The organism is Dyella sp. OK584, from assembly GCF_057787755.1.
The window spans coordinates 2,807,134-2,827,517 of record NZ_CM173542.1; the positions used below are offsets into that span (position 1 = coordinate 2,807,134).

At 61.0% G+C, this 20,384-nt stretch carries 24 protein-coding genes and 1 other RNA gene; 12 read left to right on the plus strand and 13 right to left on the minus strand.

The features are described from left to right. Positions 1–30: 30 nt before the first annotated feature. From AC3CBN_RS12600 to AC3CBN_RS12620, 5 genes are all read right to left on the minus strand, one after another. The gene (locus tag AC3CBN_RS12600; protein WP_488633362.1) at positions 31–597 is read right to left on the minus strand and encodes a DUF2884 family protein; all 567 of its coding nucleotides are present in this window, start codon (positions 595–597) and stop codon (positions 31–33) included. Positions 598–736: 139 nt separating this feature from the next. Further along, positions 737–1,705 carry a hypothetical protein gene (locus AC3CBN_RS12605; protein ID WP_488633363.1) on the minus strand — a complete coding sequence of 323 codons (969 nt, stop codon included), beginning with the start codon at positions 1,703–1,705 and terminating at the stop codon, positions 737–739. Then, positions 1,702–2,559 carry an ABC transporter ATP-binding protein gene (locus tag AC3CBN_RS12610; protein WP_488633364.1) on the minus strand — a complete coding sequence of 286 codons (858 nt, stop codon included), beginning with the start codon at positions 2,557–2,559 and terminating at the stop codon, positions 1,702–1,704. The genes AC3CBN_RS12605 and AC3CBN_RS12610 overlap by 4 nt, the downstream gene beginning before the upstream one ends. Further along, positions 2,556–2,930: a GntR family transcriptional regulator gene (locus tag AC3CBN_RS12615; RefSeq protein WP_488633365.1), complete on the minus strand. Its 375-nt coding sequence runs from the start codon at positions 2,928–2,930 to the stop codon at positions 2,556–2,558. The genes AC3CBN_RS12610 and AC3CBN_RS12615 overlap by 4 nt, the downstream gene beginning before the upstream one ends. A gap of 4 nt (positions 2,931–2,934) precedes the next feature. Then, positions 2,935–3,258 (minus strand): hypothetical protein, encoded by a 324-nt coding sequence (locus AC3CBN_RS12620; protein WP_488633366.1) that lies wholly within the window; start codon positions 3,256–3,258, stop codon positions 2,935–2,937. Between the two features lie 286 nt (positions 3,259–3,544). Here AC3CBN_RS12620 and AC3CBN_RS12625 point away from each other — a divergent pair, with 286 nt between their 5' ends. After that, positions 3,545–4,330, plus strand: a complete 786-nt coding sequence (locus AC3CBN_RS12625; RefSeq protein ID WP_488633367.1) for an SDR family oxidoreductase — start codon at positions 3,545–3,547, stop codon at positions 4,328–4,330. Positions 4,331–4,479: 149 nt separating this feature from the next. Here AC3CBN_RS12625 and AC3CBN_RS12630 read toward each other — a convergent pair whose 3' ends face one another. Both AC3CBN_RS12630 and AC3CBN_RS12635 read right to left on the minus strand, forming a co-directional pair. After that, on the minus strand, positions 4,480–6,747 hold the full coding sequence (locus AC3CBN_RS12630; protein WP_488633368.1) for a nitric-oxide reductase large subunit: 2,268 nt from the start codon (positions 6,745–6,747) through the stop codon (positions 4,480–4,482). Positions 6,748–6,892: 145 nt separating this feature from the next. Then, on the minus strand, positions 6,893–7,297 hold the full coding sequence (locus AC3CBN_RS12635; RefSeq protein WP_488633369.1) for an RrF2 family transcriptional regulator: 405 nt from the start codon (positions 7,295–7,297) through the stop codon (positions 6,893–6,895). A 371-nt stretch (positions 7,298–7,668) separates the two neighbouring features. On the opposite strand from AC3CBN_RS12635, the gene AC3CBN_RS12640 reads away from it, so the two are divergent. The 4 genes from AC3CBN_RS12640 (at position 7,669) to AC3CBN_RS12655 (ending at position 9,748) form a co-directional block, all read left to right on the plus strand. Beyond that, on the plus strand, positions 7,669–8,190 hold the full coding sequence (locus AC3CBN_RS12640) for a 2'-5' RNA ligase family protein (RefSeq protein ID WP_488633370.1): 522 nt from the start codon (positions 7,669–7,671) through the stop codon (positions 8,188–8,190). Positions 8,191–8,206: 16 nt separating this feature from the next. After that, positions 8,207–8,671, plus strand: a complete 465-nt coding sequence (locus AC3CBN_RS12645) for a hypothetical protein (RefSeq protein ID WP_488633371.1) — start codon at positions 8,207–8,209, stop codon at positions 8,669–8,671. An 88-nt stretch (positions 8,672–8,759) separates the two neighbouring features. Continuing rightward, complete coding sequence (locus tag AC3CBN_RS12650) at positions 8,760–9,089, plus strand: GrlR family regulatory protein (protein ID WP_488633372.1); 330 nt, start codon at positions 8,760–8,762, stop codon at positions 9,087–9,089. Positions 9,090–9,316: 227 nt separating this feature from the next. Beyond that, complete coding sequence (locus AC3CBN_RS12655) at positions 9,317–9,748, plus strand: trypco2 family protein (protein WP_488633373.1); 432 nt, start codon at positions 9,317–9,319, stop codon at positions 9,746–9,748. Between the two features lie 84 nt (positions 9,749–9,832). Here AC3CBN_RS12655 and AC3CBN_RS12660 read toward each other — a convergent pair whose 3' ends face one another. Next, a complete protein-coding gene (locus tag AC3CBN_RS12660; protein ID WP_488633374.1) occupies positions 9,833–10,564 on the minus strand; it encodes a hypothetical protein in 732 nt (243 codons plus the stop codon). Positions 10,565–10,718: 154 nt separating this feature from the next. Continuing rightward, positions 10,719–11,109: a transfer-messenger RNA gene (ssrA, locus tag AC3CBN_RS12665) on the minus strand. A gap of 118 nt (positions 11,110–11,227) precedes the next feature. On the opposite strand from ssrA, the gene AC3CBN_RS12670 reads away from it, so the two are divergent. Then, entirely contained in the window at positions 11,228–11,683 is a 456-nt protein-coding gene (locus tag AC3CBN_RS12670; protein ID WP_488633375.1) for a GNAT family N-acetyltransferase, read from the plus strand. A gap of 40 nt (positions 11,684–11,723) precedes the next feature. On the opposite strand, the gene smpB is transcribed toward AC3CBN_RS12670, so the two are convergent. Beyond that, a complete protein-coding gene (smpB, locus tag AC3CBN_RS12675) occupies positions 11,724–12,215 on the minus strand; it encodes an SsrA-binding protein SmpB (RefSeq protein ID WP_488633376.1) in 492 nt (163 codons plus the stop codon). Between the two features lie 83 nt (positions 12,216–12,298). Between smpB and AC3CBN_RS12680 the strand changes: the two genes are divergently transcribed. Both AC3CBN_RS12680 and AC3CBN_RS12685 read left to right on the plus strand, forming a co-directional pair. Next, positions 12,299–12,730, plus strand: a complete 432-nt coding sequence (locus AC3CBN_RS12680; RefSeq protein ID WP_488633377.1) for a type II toxin-antitoxin system RatA family toxin — start codon at positions 12,299–12,301, stop codon at positions 12,728–12,730. Then, positions 12,723–13,004 carry an RnfH family protein gene (locus tag AC3CBN_RS12685; RefSeq protein ID WP_488633378.1) on the plus strand — a complete coding sequence of 94 codons (282 nt, stop codon included), beginning with the start codon at positions 12,723–12,725 and terminating at the stop codon, positions 13,002–13,004. Before AC3CBN_RS12680 ends, AC3CBN_RS12685 begins: the two co-directional genes overlap by 8 nt. A 16-nt stretch (positions 13,005–13,020) precedes the next feature. Here AC3CBN_RS12685 and AC3CBN_RS12690 read toward each other — a convergent pair whose 3' ends face one another. Beyond that, positions 13,021–13,485 carry an outer membrane protein assembly factor BamE gene (locus AC3CBN_RS12690; RefSeq protein WP_488633379.1) on the minus strand — a complete coding sequence of 155 codons (465 nt, stop codon included), beginning with the start codon at positions 13,483–13,485 and terminating at the stop codon, positions 13,021–13,023. Between the two features lie 76 nt (positions 13,486–13,561). Here AC3CBN_RS12690 and fur point away from each other — a divergent pair, with 76 nt between their 5' ends. Further along, a complete protein-coding gene (fur, locus tag AC3CBN_RS12695) occupies positions 13,562–13,978 on the plus strand; it encodes a ferric iron uptake transcriptional regulator (RefSeq protein ID WP_488633380.1) in 417 nt (138 codons plus the stop codon). Between the two features lie 337 nt (positions 13,979–14,315). On the opposite strand, the gene AC3CBN_RS12700 is transcribed toward fur, so the two are convergent. Next, positions 14,316–15,911, minus strand: coding sequence for an MASE1 domain-containing sensor histidine kinase (locus AC3CBN_RS12700; RefSeq protein WP_488633381.1), 1,596 nt, complete (start codon positions 15,909–15,911; stop codon positions 14,316–14,318). Between the two features lie 69 nt (positions 15,912–15,980). On the opposite strand from AC3CBN_RS12700, the gene AC3CBN_RS12705 reads away from it, so the two are divergent. Continuing rightward, positions 15,981–16,616 (plus strand): response regulator, encoded by a 636-nt coding sequence (locus AC3CBN_RS12705; protein ID WP_488633382.1) that lies wholly within the window; start codon positions 15,981–15,983, stop codon positions 16,614–16,616. Between the two features lie 184 nt (positions 16,617–16,800). On the opposite strand, the gene recN is transcribed toward AC3CBN_RS12705, so the two are convergent. Further along, positions 16,801–18,471, minus strand: a complete 1,671-nt coding sequence (gene recN / locus AC3CBN_RS12710; RefSeq protein ID WP_488633383.1) for a DNA repair protein RecN — start codon at positions 18,469–18,471, stop codon at positions 16,801–16,803. Between the two features lie 182 nt (positions 18,472–18,653). On the opposite strand from recN, the gene hrcA reads away from it, so the two are divergent. Both hrcA and grpE read left to right on the plus strand, forming a co-directional pair. Further along, a complete protein-coding gene (hrcA, locus tag AC3CBN_RS12715) occupies positions 18,654–19,706 on the plus strand; it encodes a heat-inducible transcriptional repressor HrcA (protein ID WP_488633384.1) in 1,053 nt (350 codons plus the stop codon). A gap of 82 nt (positions 19,707–19,788) precedes the next feature. After that, positions 19,789–20,319 (plus strand): nucleotide exchange factor GrpE, encoded by a 531-nt coding sequence (gene grpE / locus AC3CBN_RS12720; RefSeq protein ID WP_488633385.1) that lies wholly within the window; start codon positions 19,789–19,791, stop codon positions 20,317–20,319. Positions 20,320–20,384: the final 65 nt, after the last annotated feature.

Here is a 20,384-nt window from a genome sequence, read left to right on the forward strand (position 1 = left end):
CGCACAGGGTGCGCTCCTACAGAATGGCACTCAGTGCGCGGTGTCTTTCCGGCACTTCTCGACGTTCGTATCGGACAGGGCTCCGGCGTACGGCTTGAACGCGTCCAGTTGCGTAGCCAACTCGTCCTGCGCGGACTTCATGTCTGCCAGGTCGTTACAGATTTTCGCTGCAGCCTGCTTCACGTTATCGGCCGCCGCTTGCGCCTTTTCCTTCACCGCATCGGCGCTCTCCGCACCGGTGATCTTGCCGGCCGCGGCGCCCATGGCCTGCGTCGCCGTCGCCAGGCCGGCCTTGCCGGTCGCGATGGCATCCGCACGCATGGTCTGTGCGGATGCGTTGTAGCGTTGCAGCAGGGCGCGCTGCGCGTCATTCGTCGCGACGGCGTGCCCATCGATGCTCAGCTGGCCAGTTGCATCGACGGTGGCATCCGGTACGCCGGCAGCCTTGATGGTGACGCTGCCGTCATGCAAGGTGATCCGACTGTTGATGATGTCCGTGTTGCCGCCGAACACCTGTACATCACTCCCTGAGCCACCGCTGCATGCGGTTGTCAGGGCAGCCAGTGCGAGTAGCCAGGGCAAATGACGACGGTTCATGGTGCGGACTCCTCGGATTGGAAATGGAAGGGCTGTGCAGGGTGATCCTGCGGAATATCGCTCTTCCAACCCCACGAATAAAGAGATGCCCCACCTGCACTCCGCATCCATGCGGAAGGTGCAGGCGGGGCAAGAACGGTCAGCTGTCGTCGCGAACGCGGCGGTACCAGATGGCGCCGGCGATCAGCAGCGCACCGGCCAGCAAGCCAAGCCACAGGTTTGCCGAACCCAGCAAGGTGTACGTGTGCATCGGCGAAAGCAGGCTCAGCGGATTGTGGCTGTCGCCGAGGTCAGCGGTGGCTTCCAGCGCGCTGTCGTTGTAGACGATGCTGGAGCCGGGGAACACGCTGAGCAGTGCGCGCTGCACGATGTTCTTCCAGAACCACACCGTGGGCAGGTTGAACAGACCCATGATGCCGAACCAGCTCACCAGCAGACCCAACACCGCCGGCACTGCCACAGCCCACAGGAACGGTTTGGTGCGTGCCCAGGCCGAGCAGAACATCAACCAGCCCACCGACGGAATGGCCCACAAGGTGTACAGCGGGATACTGCTGATCAGCGTGGCGATGGCGCGGAACGGATGAGCCAGGCTAAGCAGGTGCCAGGCATTGACGCCGTGCATCGACAGTACCAGTGCGAACATCACCAACTGCACGATGCCGATGACAATGCCCACGGCGACCGCAATGACCGGAGCCACCACTGTGGCACTCACCACCTTGGACAGCACCGTGCTCGTGTTGGACACCGGCAGCGATTTCCAGAACAGGATGCTGCGATCGCGGCGATCGTCGTACAGCGTGCCGAGGCAGTAGAACAGCACCACGATGCCCATGACGATGCTGATCAGTCCCATCGAGGACATCATGGCAATGTCCAGGCCCGTGCCGATCTGCGCGAGGTCGCCTTGATCGGCCTTGGCGATCATCATGTGCAGATTGCTGCCGCCGATTTCCATGCCATGGCGTGCGCCAAGCACTTCAGCGGTGATGATGGCCATGATGTTGAGTACCAGAAAGATCACACCCGTGATCACCGGTGCCCACAGGAAGCCTCCGCGGTGCTCCCAGAATTCGCGTTTGACCAGCCAGTAGAAGGTTTTCATGCGTAGGTTCCCTTCATGGTGGCGACGAACAGGTCGCTGACGGTGGGTCGTCGCACCTCACCCATGCCTTCGAGCACGGCGCGGTCGGCGCCGTCGAACAGGAAGATGCTCTTGCCGAACACCTGACGTTCGTCCAGTGGTTTGAGGTTGCGTACGGCTTCGGCCTTGTCGGCACTGACCATCACTTCGGCGAAACGCTCGCCTACGGCATCCATGTCGGCATCCAGCACGATCTTGCCGTCGCGGATGAACATCAGGTCGGTGAGGATGTGTTCGATCTCTTCCACCTGATGCGTGGTGACGATGATGGTTTTGTTCTCGTCGAAATAGTCCTCCAGCAGGCTCTGGTAGAACTGCTTGCGGTAGAGGATGTCCAGGCCGAGCGTGGGTTCGTCCAGCACCAGCAGGCGAGCGTCAATGGCCATTACCAGCGCCAGGTGCAGCTGCACGATCATGCCTTTGGACATCTGTTTTACGCGCTGGTCCGGCGTGAGCTTGGTGCGCGCCAGGAAGGCCTCGCACTTGGCTCGGTTGAATCGCGGGTGCACGTTGGCGACGAAGTCGACGGCTTCGCGTACCCGAATCCAGCGCGGCAGCACCGCTACATCGGCGATGAAACACACCTGTTCCATCAGGCGGTCGCGCTGCGTGCGCGGGTCAAAGCCCAGCACGTTCAGTTCACCCTGGAAATCGGTGAGGCCCAGGATGGCCTTCAGCGCCGTGGTCTTGCCCGCACCGTTGGGGCCAATCAGCCCCACGATGCGACCGGACTCGATGCGGAAATTCACCTCATCCAGCGCCATGGTGTTCTTGTAGTGCTTGGACAGGCGGGTGGCGGTCACAACAGCGTTCATGGCTGGCTCCCCGTCGAATCCGGCACTTCACGCATCAGGGTCTTCAGATCCAGCCCGAGACGCTGCAGCCTGGCGAAGAGCGCGGGCCATTCTTCACTCAGGAAGCGCTCGCGCTCGGACTTGAGCAGTGCATCCCTGGCTCCATCGATCACGAACATGCCCAACCCCCTCCTTTTTTCCACCAGTTGATCGTCGACCAGTTCCTGATACGCCTTGGAGACAGTCAGCGGATTGATTTGAAAATCCGCAGCGACCTGGCGTACTGACGGCAGCGGGTCGCCCTCGTTCAAGGCGCCGTCCAGGATCATCGCCACAACGCGTTCGCGTAGCTGGCGGTAGATCGGGACGCTGTCGTTCCAGGTAATGGTCATACGGTTAATCCTTGCTGATACGGCCGAACTGCGTGCCAAACGAATAGTAGGGCATGGCCAGCTGTGCCCCGAGCACGCCATGGCTGGCGACAGCTTCCGGGCGAAGCAGCGGAGACACCGTCAGGGTGGCGACGCTGGCGTCGGCATACAGGGCAGCGGCGCGCATGTCCTCGGCTGTCGGGCGGACATCGATCGGAGCCAGGGTGATGACCTTGACGCCGTTGATCTCACCGACAGGGAGACTCTTGACGTTGGAGTTGATGGCGGCCAGGCCAACCGTGGTGAACAGGGCGGCGGCGGTCAGAGCTAGTAGGTTGTTCGCTTTCATGACGAGGCTCCTTTAGTGATCTCGTGAACCGGTGTTGTAGTGAACTATAACACCACAATCGAAATCGTCAATAGCTAAGGCGAAAATTCGCAACATGACTGATGGCCTATAAAGCTGAACGAGTGTTCGGGGCGGCCTGGGCCCGAAAGCTGACAGGCATGCTCCGCTCACGGCTGCCTTCGGGGCAGAAGCGGTCATCAGCCATCGCAGGTGACAGGCATCACCTCACGTCGCGTGGGTGACGGCCATGGTTCAATGTCGCCATCACTGAGAAAGGATTCGAACCATGGATGTCGGTTTGGCCGGACGTGTCGTCGTCATCACCGGTGCAAGCAAGGGCATGGGCCTGGCATGCGCGTTTGCGTTTGCGCGCGAAGGCGCGAAGGTGGTGGGCGTATCGCGAGATATCTCGCATCTGCATGCCGCACAACACGACATGCAACGCGAAGGCCTGCACATGGATGTGGCCGCTGCGGATCTTCGCGACAGCGTGGCCGCGCAAATGGTGGTCGAGTACATCGAGAACGACTTCGGCCCCATTGACGTGCTGGTCAACTGCGCCGGCGCCGCCAAGCGCACACCCATCGCTGATTTGCATGCCGAAGCCATGCACGCAGCGATGCAGGCGAAATACTTCACCTATATGCACATCATCGACCCGGTGATCCGCCGCATGGCCGCACGCGGCCACGGCAGCATCGTCAACGTAGTGGGGCAGGGCGGCAAACAGGCCAATCCCGTGCATATCGGCGGTGGCGCTGCCAATGCAGCATTGATGCTTGCATCGGTTGGCTACGCCAGCGCGTACGCAGCAAAAGGTGTGCGCGTGAACGCGATCAATCCCGGCATCACTCGCACCGGTCGCGTGCAGGAAGGACTCGACGCTGCATCGCGCGCGAGTGGCCGGACCACCGATGAAGTGCTTGCAGAACAGTTGGCGGAAATTCCGATGGGACGCATGGCGGAGCCAGAGGAAATCGCCAACGTTGCAGTGTTCCTGGCGTCACCGCTTGCCAGCTATGTCACCGGCGCAATGATCCCGATGGATGGCGGGAAGACGGGAGTGATCTGAGAAGGGGGTACGGCACAAAGGCTCCCCCCGCGCTGCCTGGTGATCGATACCGCTGAAGTGCCGTTGGCCAAGCTCGATGATATTGCCCTGCCACCGCCAGATGGGGAGAGCCAGTTCAACGTCAACGCCGAACTGGCCCTCATGCAAAACTAGTTTTGCTGGGCAGCCAGATGGCTCAGCCGCCCGCGGCGCTGGCTGAGCAGTTTCATCGCGAAAGTGGCCAGGCAAAGAACGCCGAGCGTGAATACGATGTCACCAGGAACCCGTAGCCACACGAGCGCCTGCATGAGCGAGGAATGCACGACTTCCGGCGATCGCGCGTACCACAAGCCGTACTCGACGCTGGTCCAGGCCTGATAGATGCCCGATGGAACCAGTGAGAGGAACACCATCATGGCCAAGCCGATATTGAGCAACCAGAACATCGGCTTCAGCCACTGGTCGGACCAATTTCCCCGTGGGGCAAGTCCGCGCAAACAGAACAGCGTCAGACCGATACCAAGCATGCCGTAGACGCCGAAGAGAGCGGCATGACCGTGCGCTGGCGTCAGGTTCAAGCCCTGCACGTAGTACAGCGAAATCGGGGGATTGATGGTGAAGCCAAGCAGGCCCGCACCCACCGTGTTCCAGAAGCCCACGGCGATGAAACACAGAATGGTCCACTTATACGAAGCGACCCACGGCGCCGCCTTGCTGCGTTGGTAGTTGCGATATCCCTCAAAGCCCACGAGAGCCAGCGGTACCACTTCGAGCGCCGAGAACATCGCACCGAAAGCAATCACCGCGGTAGGTGTTCCGGTGAAGTAGAGATGGTGCAAGGTGCCGAGAATGCCGCCAAACAGGAACACGATGGTCTCAAGCACGATGGCCGTGTTGGCGGTCGCTGCGCGTATCAGGCCAAGGCGCGAGAAGATAAGTGCGATGACCGCGGTAGCGAATACCTCGAAGAAACCCTCCACCCACAAATGCACCAGCCACCAGCGCCAGTACTCGATCATGGAGTAGTGCGTGTGCTCTCCCCACACCAGGGAGGTTGCGTAGAACAGGCCAATACAGGTGGCGGCGACAAACACCATGGCGATCAGGCCGCGACTTTCCGAAGGACGCATGAGCGCGGGCCATAGCGCACGTCCCATCAGCAGCAGCCAGAACATCAGGCCGATAAACAACAGGATCTGCCACACGCGCCCCATGCTGGTATACGCAAGACCCTGATTGCCGAGCCAGAAGGCGTAATGGAAGCCAAGCTTTTGCATGGTGCCAATCCAGCCGCAAAGCAACGACCCCACCACGACGAAGACCAGCGCACCCAACAACACGTTGACGCCGAGTCGTTGGTACTTCGGTTCATGTCCCGAGAGCGCCGGGCTGATGTACAGGCCGGTAGCCAGCCATGCCGTAGCAATCCACAGCACCGCTAGCTGGGTATGGATCGTTCTGCTGACGACGAAGGGCAGGATTGATGCCAATGGGATGCCGAAGAAGCTTTGGCCTTCCACCGCATAGTGGGCGGTAATCACACCCATGGAAATCTGTAACAGCATGAGCCCGATCACGACGTAAAAGTACTTCATCGTGGCGCGCATCGAGGGCGTAGGCTTTAGATCGAACAGGGGGTCCGCCTTGGGCGCCGTGGGATCGGTTTCTTCATGGTGGGTCACGTGATACCAGACCATGCCTGCAATGCAGGCAATCAGACCGATGATGCTGGCAATGGACCATAGGCCATTCGCCGTGCTGGGCACATTGTCGACCAGCGGTTCGTGTGGCCAGTTGCTGGTGTACGACAAATGGGTTTCGCCTGGCCGATTCGTTGCCGCAGCCCATGCCGACCAGAAGAAGAAGGCCGGCAAGGCTTTTAAATCCTGCGTCTTGGTCAACGAGCTGGGCATCATCGCGTATTGCTCGCGAAGCTGGTCCAGAGCCGGATCATTGCCGAACAGTCCCTCGTAGTGACGAGCCACTGCTTCAATCGCTGCGGCGCGATCGGCACTCACGGTGAGAGTGCCGGTGGCGCCGTCATAGGTATTGCCACGCAAGACAGACTTCAGGCGCGAGCTGAGTGCCCCTTGCTCCTCCGCATCGAGCACGTCGAACGACTGGTGATAGCGCTGTTGAGCCCATAGATCGCGCAGCGTGAGCGCTTCGCGATGCAACCAGTCAGCAGACCAGTCGGGTGCGATATAGCTGCCGTGGCCCCATACAGTTCCCAGCTGCTGGCCGCCGGCTTGCAGCCACGCCTCCTTGCCTCGCTCGATCTGCTCGCCGGTGAAGATCACCCGGCCGTCGGGCGTGACGACCTGCTGAGGAATAGGCGGCGCTGCCAGATAGATCTCCCGCCCTAGCCATCCCAGGATGGCGAAGGACGCAAAGAACATGATGGCGAGCCAGCGCCACAGTTTCCGCGTTGATTGCATCTGCTTTCTCCTGCGTGAAGATAGATTTTGCTATTAATAATATGTATGAAAAATACAACTTATAAGGTAGATGTATTCGATATCCATCTTTTAACGATCTCTCAGAGGCGCCCCACAGAGAGGGGCAAGGGAAGGAGGAGGCTGTTTAGGCGATTTGCAGCACGGCCGCGAGTGGGCGCGGCTTGAACAGAAGGTCGGCCAGCGTGTAGCTGTCCAGCACCTTGTACATGGCCTCCATCGCCTCGTCGAAGATTCCCTTCAAGCGGCAGACGGGAGCGATGCGGCAGCAGGAAGTGGATGCGTCGAAGCACTCCACCAAGGGGATGGAAGCTTCGCTGGCGCGAACAAGTTCCCCAATGGAAATGGCACGAGGCTCGCGGGCCAGCTGCATACCGCCCCCTTTGCCTCGCACGGTTTCGATATAGCCCTGGCGGCTGAGCCAGTTCACCACCTTCATCAAGTGGTTGTCCGAAATGTCGTATGCAGCGGCGATGTCACTGCGTGTCGTCAGCGTCGATTCGTTGAGCCCGACATACATAAGGGTGCGCAAGCAGTAATCAGTGAATACGTTCAAACGCATCGCGCTGGCCTTTAATGTGTACGGTAAATGCATGTTATATCGACCCGACCATGACGCAAGACCGGCCCTGCCGTTGTTTCAACCATAAGGACAACATGCACGTAGCCAACGGCTTGAAGAATTGTGGCTTTCCGTGGCCCGCGAGGCCAGCTGTGGCACGAGGCCGCAGGGCGAATTTCAATGCTAAATTGGATCGAAATGGCGGGCGGAGTACCGTTATTCCCGATGTCGGCCCCATCAAGACCAGAGAAAATCAGGTCCGGTCTCGGTTTTCCGGGCCGGCACTCTGTGCTGTGCGGCTATGAGAGATACGCAGATGCTGGCTATATGGAAAGGCAGGCGTGAGCCGCACCTTGCTCGCTCTCATGGTCCCTGAGGCCGAGCCGGTAGTCGGAAGTTTCCGCGAGCAATACGACTCTGCAGCCAAGCGTGACCTGGGTGCTCATATCACCCTGATCTACCCCTTTCTCGAAAGCGATTGGCTATCCCCAGCGACGTTGACTCGTTTGCGTCAGGTCGTTGCCGGCCAACCCGCGCCGATGTTCCGACTTGCCCAGGTAAGTACGTTTCCATCGGTCGTCTGGTTGGCTCCCGAGCCCTCCCGGCAGATCGTCAGCCTCGCAACGGCGCTGGAAGCTGCTTTCCCTGATTGCCCAAAGGGCGGCGGCGCATTCCCCGAATACGTCCCACACCTCACCACGGCGCGCAGTGTCCGCGATGGCGAGAAAGAGGCGATCACCAACGAGCTCAAGGCAAGGTTGGCTGACTATGGCCCCGTGTACTGCTGGTGTGAGGAAGTGACGCTACTGGTGAGCGAGAGGCGACGATGGAAGATCGTCGAGCAATTTCCGCTTATGCAGTGATCTCGCCGCTGGACGAATGGACGTTAGCTACCGCTTCCGTTGCTGGGGCAACTGGAGTGATATGCGTCGAAGCTGTGAGTTGGAGAGTCGTTTGCGGGCGTGGGCGGATGAGTTTGCCGGTAGCAAATGCGAGAACATCGGCTACGCGTCCAAGTCTTGGCTACACAATGCGATCGTCTATCACGATCCAGCGCCGCAGGGGCTCAATCCCCGAAGCTCAAGCGCGAAGACCCCGGCGGATGAAGTAGAGGCGGCAGTGGTTGCCTTGGAAAAGCAGAAGGGCGGCTATCGGGCCGCGCGCGTGCTGCGCGCTGAGTATTGGATGAAGTCGGCCGCCGAGGACCACAAACTCCAAGCTCTACGGCACATCGGCCTGCCAATGGGGTGCACGAAGTACTACGACGAGCTCTGGCTTGCCCGGGTGCACGTTGCGGCATGGCTGCGCATCTCTGCATCGGTCGAATTGCCTATGGCCAGCTGATTGCCAAACTCTTTACAACGTTTTGGGGGCTGTTGTAATGGGCGTGGCCGATGAGCTCGGCTCTCCCGATCAGCACAAGGAACGTTTCATGAAAGACGGCATTTACAAGCTCGATTTTCAAGCCCCCGGGGACTTTGGCGACGGTCTCATTACCGTTCGTCAAGGTGCGGTCAACGGCGGTGACATGAATTTTCTCTATCAGGGAAAGCTGACGATTGATGGCAATGATTTCGCCGGCCAGCTGGTGGTCAAGCAGTGGCGCCCTGGTCGAACCAATGTGTTTGGCACAACAGCAGCTGTCACGCTCGCCATTTCCGGAACCAATTATGGCGACGGAATCTCAGGCAAGGGGCAGCTCATTGGTGGGGGCGGCCAAGAGTTGCATTTTAGAGGCTCGTTCTTGTCGGACCTCGTTTAAGAGAAAGGCTTGTATCCAGACTTTTTTCCCGGATACTCGCGCCTAGTCAAACGACCCACTACAGAAAGCCCCGCCACCTGGCGGGGCTTTTTTGCATCAGGCGATGCACGCCTTGCATTCTACTGCGAGAGTTTCCATCGGTCTTTTGGGATATCGGAGATTGACGGTTCTATGATTCAAGCGGCGTAGCATTTCCCCAGCGCATTTCGCGCAATGGGGACGCTGCCATGAATCGATTGATCGTCGTTGCGGCGACCATGGTTATTGCAGGTTGCTGCCAGACGCCGATAAAGACGTCGCCATCAGTAACCTTGGATGATGCGATTTCCAAAGTTCGTGCTTCGTTGATGAAGGCTCGGCAGGAATGCCAGACGGATGATAAGAAATGCGAATCCGGGCTGTATCTGTCGGAAGCGACTTTAACTCTTGAAATCTCCGCAAGCACTGAGGAAAAGGCCAACGGGACCATTGGGATAAAGGACATCGTTTCGCTTGGTGCGGAACAGACAAACTCTTCTGCAGCCAAGAACAGTATTGAGCTTAAGTTTGTCGATCCTCGCTTCCAAGAGAAGAGTGCGCAGCTAGTGACTTGCGTTGATGCCAAAGGCAAGAAAATTCCAGGGTGCGTCCCACCAATTCAACTGACCCCCGGCGGTTAGTTCATCGCTGCAAGCCCTGGATTCTTTGTCGGAGAGAGTGGGATTCGAACCCACGGTACGCTTACACGGACGCCTGATTTCGAGCTATGTGATGACGCTAGCTCCCGCCCAAAGCCCTTCATAAGTATCAAGCGTAGCGTTGAGGGTGTCGGTCAGGGGAGTAATGGTCGAGTGATATTTCCCGGCTGCGTCTTTAAACGACGCCGACGACAGCCACCCGGATCCACGATCGACGAACAGGTAACGGTCGTGAAATTTCTCCGCTAGGCGAAGCTCTGCGATCACCGGATTCTGCAATTTGAAGACGGCCAGCGCCGCCTCGGTCGACTTTCCGTTCTGCATAGTGAGCAGTCGCACAGAAACTCCATCCGGCACATGCGGTAGGAACCGACTGAGAAAATCGGGGTGAAGATACGGGTCGACGAAGAACAGTTCCGTGCGCGCCTCGGCCATTCGTTGCCGGACTGAATCAAAGAAGTCGAAAACGGCGCCGACATTGAATGTTTCGCCCTTCGGGCCAACGACGCGGAAACGCAGGTCGTTTTGCGCTTCGTGAAGGATGGTGACTATTCCTCGGTAGCCTTCACCAGCTGGCGCGGCCAAGGTTTGGCCTAATTGGGCGATATGTCCATTGAAGGCTATAGCCCGAGCCGGACTCCAGCGCCCTATGGCCGCCGCCGCCCTTCCCAGCCAGGCGAGATTATCCGGGGTTTCATGCCTGGCGGTTGCACGGAGCGGAGCTGTGCGAAGTACTTCCTCGAGCTCGGCTAATAGTTGGCGGAGGGTCTCGTTATCTTGAATGCTCTTGATCGTCATCTCGCATCCTTAGTTATCCTTGCGACAACCACCGAACGGTTTTTGTCATGGCGCGTTGGCTCCAAAAACTGACCAAACCACGACCAAAACCGACCAATGCAGACCAACACATAAAAAAGCCACCTAAGTTAATCAATAACTTAGATGGCCGTATTGGTGGAGGTGGCGGGAGTCGAACCCGCGTCCGAAGGCGCTTGACGCCCGGTACTACATGCTTAGCTCACCGTTAAATCTCGTCCCGCGACAGCACGATGTGCGAAGCGCATCGAAGGACCAGCCTGCTTGATTTAGCCCTAACCGACAGGCGGCAGTTTCGGGCGATTCCGTGATAGTGACCCAAATTGCTACGAGCACAGACACAAGTAGGTTTGGGGCTCGGTCTTAGATGACCATGCCGTTATCGCAGATTATTAGGCTGCGAGAGCGGTGGGAGCGTAGTTGTCGTCGTTGGCAACTATAAGTTTGCTGCTGGATTAACGAGGAAAGCTGCCCCCTCGGCATGCACCAAGCCATCTCACTACCCCCGTCGAAGCCATGACACCCCCGGGGAAGATCGTATTGCTGGTCAGTCAGTATATGGAGATATGTCCACATACATCAAGGCCGCGCACGGTGGGGCTTCAGCCTCTATGGTTGGCTCAGCGACCACCGAAGGGAGCGCATATGGTGCGGATACGACAGGCGGGGCTGCCCGATGCGGGTGTGATGACCGAACTGCGTTGCACGTTTTTGGAAGATGAGTTGGGCCAGCAGTTGCCCGACGGCTTTGCCGACCACTTGCGAGGCTGGATAGAAGAGGCCGTGCAGAATGGCCGTCTGCTGTTTTGGCTGGCCGAGCGTGAAGGGCGCATAGCGGGATGCGCAGCGGTCAACCCGTATCCCCATCTGCCTTCGGCACAATTCAAGGCAGGCGTGGGTTGGTACCTGCTCAATGTCTATGTGAAACCGGCCAGCCGACGGCAAGGTATTGCGGCTGCATTGCTGGCCGCGGTGGGAGCCGCGGCGCGGGAGCAGGGCATGGATGCATTGAGCCTGCATTCGACAGCCGCAGCGCATGGTCTCTACAAGCGTTTTGGCTTCCGCACCACGGTTGATGCGATGAGCATGCTGCTGGAATGAGGGCGATGGTCGCGCTCCTGCGAGAAGCGCGACCCGTAGCTCAAGCCGAGCGGTTGTGCGCGCGCATGGTGCGCTGCTTCTCGCGCTGCCAGTCGCGTTCCTTCTCGGCATCGCGCTTGTCGTGGTCCTGCTTGCCCTTGGCCAGGCCGATTTCCACCTTCACCTTGTTGCCCTTCCAGTACATGGCCATGGGGATGAGGGTGTAGCCCTTGCGCTCGACGGCGCCGATGAGCGTGTCGATCTCCGCGCGATGCAACAGCAGCTTGCGCGTGCGGCGATCGTTCGCCACCACATGGGTGGAGGCGCTGATCAGCGGCGGGATGGATGTGCCCACCAGCTGGATCTCGTTCTTGATGACGATGGCGTAGCTATCGCCGAAATTGATACGGCCGGCGCGCAACGACTTCACTTCCCAGCCTTGCAGCTCGACGCCGGCTTCGAAGCGCTGGTCGATGTGGTACTCGTGGCGCGCGCGCTTGTTGAGCGCGATGGTGCCGCCAGCGTGTTTGTCTTTGTCCTTAGCCTTGGCCATGTCCGCTAAACTTCGGGCTGTTTGCCCTGATGATGATCCGGCCACACAGGCATGGATCCTGATGATTCTGATAAGAGGCTGATGTGATCGAGATCCGCCGCAGCGCCCTGGTGCGATATTCGCCGACCCAGATGTTCGACCTGGTCAATGAGGTCGAAGCATACCCAAAGCGTTTCCCCTGGTGTGTCGGCGCCGACATTCTCGAACGCAGTGATGATGTGCTGGTGGCGCGGTTGGATCTCAAGTACGCCGGCTTCCGCCAGAGCTTCACCACCCGCAATACCACGGTTCGTCCACGGCGCCTGCACATGAGTCTGGTCGATGGACCGTTCCGCAGCCTTGATGGGCTGTGGGAGTTCATCGCGCTGGGCGACGCTGGCTGCAAGATATCGTTTGCGTTGGACTTCGACTACGCGGGCAAGCTCGGTGGCACCACGCTCAAGCTGGGTTTCCAGGGGTTGGCCGGGCGCATGGTCGACGACTTCTGCCGCGAGGCGGAGCGCATCTATGACTGAGCTGGTCACCGCCGAAGTGGTTTATGCCGAACCGTCGCGCCAGGTCGTGTGTCGCGTGACGCTGCCCGCGGGCAGCACGGTGATTCAGGCCATCGAAGCTTCAGGCATCGCCCAGATGGTTCCCGGGTTGCTCATCGATCCGACGCGGCTGGGGGTCTTCTCCCACAAGGTGGCGCCTGACCAGGTGGTGGGCGAGGGCGACCGGGTGGAAATCTACCGGCCGCTTACGCTTGATCCGAAGGAAGCCCGCCGGCGCCGCGCCCACGAGGGCTGACGCCGGCGCGACGGCATCAGTGGCCGTCGTTACCGCCGCCGTCCTTGCCATCCTTGCCGTCCTTGCCGTCGGACGAGCCGCCGGTGGCCTTGTCACCCTTGGTTTCTTCCACCGGATAGTTGGCGTGGTACTTCTTGGTGTCGTCCACGAGCTTCTGCGCGTCTTCAGCGAAGAAATCGCCATCGGTGCGCACCAGCACGTCATTGTTGAACGCGAGCGTCAGCGTGCGGATCTTGATGTCGCCGCCACGGTGCTGCTGGGTGGAGACGTAGTTCCACTCGTTCTGGCTGAAAGGCGAGTTCACCGAGGGTGAACCCATCAGTACCAGTACCTGGCGCTTGGTCATGCCTGGCTGCAGCTGATCCACGGTTTTCTTGTCGAGCAGGTTGCCCTGCTGCACGTCGGGGGTGTAGATGAGACGGCAGCTGGCCAGCGAGAGGGCCAGCATGGCGAAACCCAGCGTGCGAATCAGCTTGTGCATGCGTGTTGCGTCCGGATCGTAAAGGTGTCGGATGATACACTAACGGCCTCATGGCGCCGTGTGCGTGGAGCTTGCTATGGAACAGGAAACCAAAGAACTGCGCAAAGCCGGGCTCAAGGTCACTCACCCCCGCATGCGCATCCTGCAGATCTTCGAAGACGAGGAGGCTCACCACCTCACCGCCGAAGACGTCTACAAAAAGCTGCTTGCCCACCAGGAAGACATCGGCCTTGCGACGGTCTACCGGGTGCTCACCCAGTTCGAGGCGGCCGGCATCGTCGTCAAGCACAACTTCGAGGGTGGCCAGGCCGTCTACGAGCTGGACCGCGGCAAGCATCATGACCACATGATTGATGTGGACAGCGGAAAGGTCATCGAGTTCGTCAGCGAAGAGATCGAGCGCTTGCAGCACGAAATCGCTGCGCGCCACGGTTACGTCATTGAGGATCACAGCCTGGTGCTGTACGTGCGGCCGAAGCATCGCGCCAAGTAAGAGCTTGTCGGGGCAGGTATTGAAGGCTGGTGGCGGAAACGTTGCCGGCCTTTTTGTTGGGCCGGGCTGACACTCGCCCATAAAAAAAGCCGCGGGTGGACTCCTGTCCGCCCAGCGGCTGATCCGTTACCGGATGGCTCCAGAGGATGGCGAGTTGCTCGCTCAGCCTGGGTATGCCACCGATTCCGGCGGAACGGCATCCTGCCGCTCTTCTTGCCCACCGTCCCCACGGTTGGCAAGGCTCACCATCTTGCGATGGTGGCTCCCCCACATCGATGGAACGAGACTAACGAACCCTTCACAAGGCCGGTATCGGAAAATTTCCTATGTAACGATCTTAAGTGCGCGCCACGTCACCAGTTTGCATGCTGCTCCGCAACAAAATGCGCAGGTGCACGCCTTGCGACTCGGGTCGCACGCGAAACAGGCCGCCCAGTGCAGTCACTCGATCGCGCATGCCCTGCATGCCACGACCGCCGCGTGGCATGCGCGCCGGCAGGCCGATGCCGTTGTCGCGAATATCAAGCAGGGCCAATGCCACGCCCTGACGCTCGCCGATGCGCAGGCGCAGCTGAAAGACATCGGCATGTGCGTGCTTGACCGCATTGGTGGCGCTCTCTTGCACCAGGCGATAGATCACCGTGCGGGTGTCGTCGTCGAGCAGGCGCGGATCGCCACGCAATTCAGTGCGATACGCGACACCCGCAGCATTGAGCAAATCACGGATCGGGCCTTCGTCTAGGGCACGCAACAAGCCAAACTCGTCGAGCACCGCAGGGCGCAGATCGTCGAGCATGCGATGCAGGGCACGCCTCATGTGGCCAAGAATGGCGTTGATCGAAACGCCGATATCGTCCATGCCGGCCTGGGCCAGCCGGGACTGCGCCAGTTTCAGATGCGTCTGGATGGCAGTGAGGTTCTGCCCAAGCTCGTCGTGAAGTTCAGCCGCCATGTGCCGGCGCTGGTTTTCTTCCGCTTGCAGGTTGCCGCGTGCCGCATCGCGGAGTTGGCGCGCGAGGTGGTCCAGGCGGCGATTGACGGCGGCGAGATAGACATTCTGTTCGGCCACGCGCTCGCTGCTGCGGCGCAGCGCATCGGTGGCTGAACCAAGCATCAGGGCGCCGGTACCGGCCACTGCCAGAAACAGTTCGCCGGCGGCGCCGGGGATGCCATGGCCCGAAATATGGTCGACCAGGGTCATCCCCAGGCTGGAAATCAGCATGGACAGGCTCGCGCCGCGCCAGCCATGGCGGAACGCGAAGAACAGGACCGGCGCCAGCGACAGTACGCGGGCGAATTGGGGCTGCGGGGCGCTGTGCGAAGAAAGCACCATCAGGATCGCCAGCGAAGGCATCAGTACCAGCAGGCCGTCCATCAGCAGCCGGCCCAGCGCTCGTTTGCCCAACCTTGCCCGCAGCAGCATGACCAGTAATGGCACCACCAACAGCACGCCGACGTAGTTTCCAAGCAGGTCCTGGCCCAGCGCCTGCACCATGAGGTCGGTGGTCGGGCTGGCATGGACCAGCGCAAGCAGCACGGCGTCGGTCGCGGTGGTGGCGGCCACGGTAAATGCAGCCGACAGGAGCAGGCGTGCGACGTCCTCCGGGTCTCGCAGGCTGGCATGGAGGTTGGCGCGCCGCATCAACCACAGGCAAATCGCCACCACCGTGGGCTCGGGCAGTTCCCCAAACAGAAAGCCGATCCAGCCCAGAGGCAGGCCGTGGACCGCGGCGATCAGCCCGGTCGCGGCAAACTCAGCGCCCAGCAGCCAGGGCCACATCCGCATTGGCGCGAGCAGCAGGGCCCCAAAGCGCAGGCCGTAGGGCAGCATCCAATAAGGTTGTTCAGTCGGCCAGAGCAGTAGCCAGAGCAGGAAATAACCGACCCCAAGCAGGAAACCGGTACCAGAAAGCACAGGAGATTTTGATGGCATGCGGCCGATGTTACATGTCGGCGTCGAGGGGTATAGGCGGCCATCCCTAGGACTGCTATACATGCAGCCATGTACAGCATTGTCCTGGTCGATGACCATGCCATCGTACGCGAGGGGTTCAAGCGGCTGATCGAACTGGAACCGGATCTGGAGGTCGTTGCGGAGTGCCGCAGCGCCGACGATGCGGTAGAAGCGGTTGGCTTGCGACGGCCTGATCTCGTGGCGCTCGATCTCTCACTGCCCGATGGCAGCGGGCTGCCGTTGATCGAGCATCTGCGCAGCGTGGCGGCCGATACGCGCATCGTCGTGCTGAGCATGCACGACGGTGAGCCCTATGTATCCGAGGCGTTGCGTCGCGGCGCGAGTGGTTACGTGACCAAGGGCGTCGCGCCGGAGGAACTGGTGGCTGGCCTGCGCGCAGTGATGCAGGGCGAGTGCTTCCTCAGTTCCGACTTGCGCAAGCGACGCGCCGAGAGGCCGAGCGAATCACGCGATCCCATTCATCGCCTGACTGCACGCGAGCGGGAGGTGTTCCTGTTGCTGGCGGCGGGGCGTGCGCCCAAGCAGGTGGCGGGTGAGCTGGGCATCGGGCAGAAAACGGTTTACATCCACCGCGCGAGCTTGATGGGCAAGCTGGGTGCGGGTTCGGAGCTGGATCTCTATCGCATGGCGGCCGAACGCGGTCTGCTGCCGCAGCGGAACTAGCTTCCTCTGCCCGCAGGGGAGAGGACTGACGTGAGGCACCTAAAGGTGGTAAAGGGCGGGTGCTCGAGGGGACATTCAAAAAAGCCCGCTTTTGCCAGACGGTACAACGAGGTTGTCCCCTCACCCCAACCCTCTCTCCCACAGGGACTTCCTTCGGGTCGCCCGAAGGGAGAGGGAGCAACCCTCAAGCCTGAGCCCGCTCCAGCATCTGCTTGGCATGCGCCCGCGTCTCGCGGGTGATCTCGACGCCACCCAGCATGCGGGCCAGTTCATCGCGGCGACCATTGGCATCGAGTTTTTCGATGCGCGTACGGGTGGATTCGCCGTCACTGGCCTTGCTGACGCGCAAGTGTGCATGACCTTGGGCAGCAACCTGTGGCAAGTGCGTGACGCACAACACCTGACGCTGGCCGCCCAGCGAACGCAGCTTCTGGCCGACCACTTCGGCCACGGCGCCACCGATACCGGTATCGACTTCGTCGAACACCATGGTGCCAATAGTGTCCTTGCCCAGCGTGGCCACTTCGATCGCCAGGCTGATACGAGCCAGCTCACCACCGGAAGCCACTTTGCGCAGCGGGCGCGGCGGCTGGCCGGGGTTGGCGCTGACCAGCAGCTCGCAACGCTCGCGACCCTGAGCGTCGGGCTCGCCTTCGTCCGAGGTTTCCAATTCGACCACGAGGCGGCCGCCGCTCATGCCCAGTTCGGCCATGAGCACGCTCACCTCTTCGCCGAGCCGAGTGGCGGCAGCATGGCGCGATTGGCTGAGCTTGGCGGCGTTCTCGTCGTAACGCTGTTGCAGCTGCTGGCGTTGGCGGGCGAGCTGCTCAAGTGCATCGCCGGCGCCTTCCAGTTCATCCAGCTCGCTGCGCAACGCGCCGACTTTGTCGTGCAATTCGGTCGTCGCTACGCGATGGCGGCGCGACAGTTCATGCAGCCTGGCCAGGTGGGTATCCACCTCGGTATAGCGCCCCGGATCCAGGTCGACGTCCAGTGCATAGCGACCGAGGCCATCGGCAGCTTCGCTGAGCTGAATCGAGGCGTTGTCCAGCAGTTCCAGCATCGGTGCCAGCTTGTCGTCCAGCGCGGCCAGTTTGGTCATCTCGAGCTGGGCGCGGCCCAGCGCTCGGCGCAGTGCAAATTCGCTCTCGCCATCGAGCAGCTCGACCACGCCACCCGCACCTTCGGCGAGGCGGCCGGCATTGGCCAGGCGCTTGTGGCTCGCTTCCAATTCGGTGAGTTCAGTCGCAGGCAGCGCCCATTTCTCCAGCTCGCCCAGCTCATGGCGCAGCAGTTCAATGCGCTGTTCGCGGTCGTCACCGCCACTGAGCTTGCGGATGCGCTGGCCGAGTTCGTGCCATTGCTGGGCCAGTTCGCGAATCTGCGCTACCAACCCTTCGTTGCCTGCGTAGGCATCGAGCAGTTCGAGCTGATGGGCGCGAGATAGCAGGGCCTGGTGCTCGTGCTGACCATGAATCTCGACCAGCAGCGTAGCCAGTTCACCCAGTTGGCTGGCATTGGCCGGACGGCCGTTGATCCAGGCGCGCGAGCTGCCCTCGGCGCGGATCACGCGGCGCAGCTGGCACGTGTCCTCTTCGTCCAGTTCCTCGCGGCGCAGCCAGTCGCGAGCCTCGGGCAGGTCGGTCAGGTCAAACTCGGCGGTGAGTTCGGCACGGTCGCTGCCGGCGCGCACCATGCCACTGTCGGCGCGGGCGCCAGCCAGCAGCATCAAGGCATCGACCAGCAGGGACTTGCCGGCGCCGGTCTCGCCGCTGACCACAGTAAGGCCTTGACCGAAAGCGATCTCGGCTTCTTCGACGACGGCGAAATGACGAACGTAGAGCGAAGTGAGCATGGGCGAAGGTATGGTGAAGTCGGTCGATTGTAAGGGGCAGGGGATGGGGGACGGATAGTGGGGCACCACGGGAATGCGACGTTGAACGGTTTTGATGCCCCCGCGACCATGCCCCCTTCGACATTTCTTGCAAACTTTTGTCCTAGACCTTATTTCTCTTGTGTCTCACGGATTGCTACAGCATGCCCACTTCGGAACTCGATGCCCGCGCACGTCGTCTGTTGCGCACATTGATCGCCCAATATCTGGCCGATGGCGAGCCTGTGGGCTCGCGCACGCTATCGCGGTCTTCCGGGCTGGATGTGAGCCCTGCCACCATCCGCAACATCATGGCCGACCTGGAAGAGGCTGGCCTGGTTGCCTCGCCGCATACCTCGGCGGGCCGCGTGCCTACGCCGCGAGGTCTGCGCCTGTTCGTGGACAGCCTGATCGAGCTGCAACCGCTGCCGCTCGATGAGATGGCACGACTGCGCCGCGAGCTGCCACCCGGGCCGACCACCACTCGCGACCTGCTGGGCAATGTCTCGACCCTGTTGTCGGCCATGACCCGCTTCGCTGGCGTCGTAACCGTGCCGCGGCAAGCTGACTTCCCGCTTCGCCACATCGATTTCGTACCGCTGCCCGATGCCCGCGTGCTGGTGATCCTGGTGTTTTCCGACAACCAGGTGCAGAACCGCATTGTGCAGCTGGCCAAGCCGCTGGACGGCCGCGAGCTGGAGCAGGCTGCCAATTACCTCAACAGCCAGTTTGCCGGTCTGCGCCTGGACGACATCCGGGTCCACCTGCTGCGCGAGTTGCGCGAAGCGGGAAGCGAGATCAACCAGCTGCTGTCCAGCGCCGTGGAGCTCGCGGCGGCCTCATTCGCCCCACAGAGCGATAGCGACGACGTGCTGGTCAGCGGCCAGACCAATCTGATGGGGTATTCGGAGCTGGCCAACCTGGATCGCCTGCGCGAGCTGTTCGAGGCGTTCCAGAAGAAAAACGAGCTGCTGCAGCTGATGGAGGTCTGTGCCAAGGCCCCCGGCGTGCGGCTGTTCATTGGCGAGGAATCGGGTTTTGCCGCGCTGGATGGCTGCAGCGTGGTGACCGCCAGCTACGGCGCCCAGGGGCGTGTATTGGGGGCGGTGGGTGTGATTGGCCCCACCCGCATGGCCTATGAACGGGTGATCCCGGTGGTGCAGGCAACGGCCGGATTGCTCAGCGACGCCTTGAATCGCGTCGCTACGACCCTATAACGCGGTCGGGAGGCGGGATTTGCCCGCAGGTATTGACGGCTGGCGCGTTCGCGCCGGCCATGGAAGAGGCTTGGAGTCATTCATGCAGAGCAACGATCCGACGGCGTCCAACGAGACGCAGGGCAGCGGCCAGGGCGATTCGCCCAATGCCGAACTGGAAGCACTCAAGGCACGCATTGCCGAGCTTGAGGCCGGCAACAACGAGCTGCGCGAAACCGTGCTGCGCGAAAAAGCCGAGATCGAGAACCAGCGCCGCCGCTTGCACCGCGATGTGGAGCAGGCCCGTCGTTTCGCCAACGAAAAGCTCTTGAACGAACTGCTGCCGGTGTACGACGGCCTCGAACGTGGCCTGCAGGTGGAGAGCGGCGATGTGGCCAGCGTGCGCGAAGGCATCGCGCTCACGCTCAAGTCGCTGCTGAAGATTGCCGAGAACAACGGCCTGGTCCAGGTTGATCCGCTGGGCCAGCCACTGGATCCGGAAAGGCACCACGCCGTGAGCATGGTGGAAGCTCCCGGCGCCGCCCCCAACACGGTCGTCAACGTGTTGCAGAAGGGCTATGTGTTGAACGATCGCCTGCTGCGCCCTGCGCTGGTGGCGGTCGCCAAGGATTAACCGCCGTGTCGGCGGTCGAGGACGCCTGAACAGCGTCCCCTTCCGGCACCGGCGGCAAGCATCGG

Bases quoted from the DNA above. Each gene is read 5' to 3' on its own strand.
- AC3CBN_RS12600 (WP_488633362.1), bottom strand. From the start codon at position 597: ATGAACCGTCGTCATTTGCCCTGGCTACTCGCACTGGCTGCCCTGACA.
- AC3CBN_RS12605 (WP_488633363.1), bottom strand. From the start codon at position 1,705: ATGAAAACCTTCTACTGGCTGGTCAAACGCGAATTCTGGGAGCACCGC.
- AC3CBN_RS12610 (WP_488633364.1), bottom strand. From the start codon at position 2,559: ATGAACGCTGTTGTGACCGCCACCCGCCTGTCCAAGCACTACAAGAAC.
- AC3CBN_RS12615 (WP_488633365.1), bottom strand. From the start codon at position 2,930: ATGACCATTACCTGGAACGACAGCGTCCCGATCTACCGCCAGCTACGC.
- AC3CBN_RS12620 (WP_488633366.1), bottom strand. From the start codon at position 3,258: ATGAAAGCGAACAACCTACTAGCTCTGACCGCCGCCGCCCTGTTCACC.
- AC3CBN_RS12625 (WP_488633367.1), top strand. From the start codon at position 3,545: ATGGATGTCGGTTTGGCCGGACGTGTCGTCGTCATCACCGGTGCAAGC.
- AC3CBN_RS12630 (WP_488633368.1), bottom strand. From the start codon at position 6,747: ATGCAATCAACGCGGAAACTGTGGCGCTGGCTCGCCATCATGTTCTTT.
- AC3CBN_RS12645 (WP_488633371.1), top strand. From the start codon at position 8,207: ATGGACGTTAGCTACCGCTTCCGTTGCTGGGGCAACTGGAGTGATATG.
- AC3CBN_RS12650 (WP_488633372.1), top strand. From the start codon at position 8,760: ATGAAAGACGGCATTTACAAGCTCGATTTTCAAGCCCCCGGGGACTTT.
- AC3CBN_RS12655 (WP_488633373.1), top strand. From the start codon at position 9,317: ATGAATCGATTGATCGTCGTTGCGGCGACCATGGTTATTGCAGGTTGC.
- AC3CBN_RS12660 (WP_488633374.1), bottom strand. From the start codon at position 10,564: ATGACGATCAAGAGCATTCAAGATAACGAGACCCTCCGCCAACTATTA.
- AC3CBN_RS12670 (WP_488633375.1), top strand. From the start codon at position 11,228: ATGGTGCGGATACGACAGGCGGGGCTGCCCGATGCGGGTGTGATGACC.
- smpB (WP_488633376.1), bottom strand. From the start codon at position 12,215: ATGGCCAAGGCTAAGGACAAAGACAAACACGCTGGCGGCACCATCGCG.
- AC3CBN_RS12685 (WP_488633378.1), top strand. From the start codon at position 12,723: ATGACTGAGCTGGTCACCGCCGAAGTGGTTTATGCCGAACCGTCGCGC.
- AC3CBN_RS12690 (WP_488633379.1), bottom strand. From the start codon at position 13,485: ATGCACAAGCTGATTCGCACGCTGGGTTTCGCCATGCTGGCCCTCTCG.
- fur (WP_488633380.1), top strand. From the start codon at position 13,562: ATGGAACAGGAAACCAAAGAACTGCGCAAAGCCGGGCTCAAGGTCACT.
- AC3CBN_RS12700 (WP_488633381.1), bottom strand. From the start codon at position 15,911: ATGCCATCAAAATCTCCTGTGCTTTCTGGTACCGGTTTCCTGCTTGGG.
- AC3CBN_RS12705 (WP_488633382.1), top strand. From the start codon at position 15,981: ATGTACAGCATTGTCCTGGTCGATGACCATGCCATCGTACGCGAGGGG.
- recN (WP_488633383.1), bottom strand. From the start codon at position 18,471: ATGCTCACTTCGCTCTACGTTCGTCATTTCGCCGTCGTCGAAGAAGCC.
- hrcA (WP_488633384.1), top strand. From the start codon at position 18,654: ATGCCCACTTCGGAACTCGATGCCCGCGCACGTCGTCTGTTGCGCACA.
- grpE (WP_488633385.1), top strand. From the start codon at position 19,789: ATGCAGAGCAACGATCCGACGGCGTCCAACGAGACGCAGGGCAGCGGC.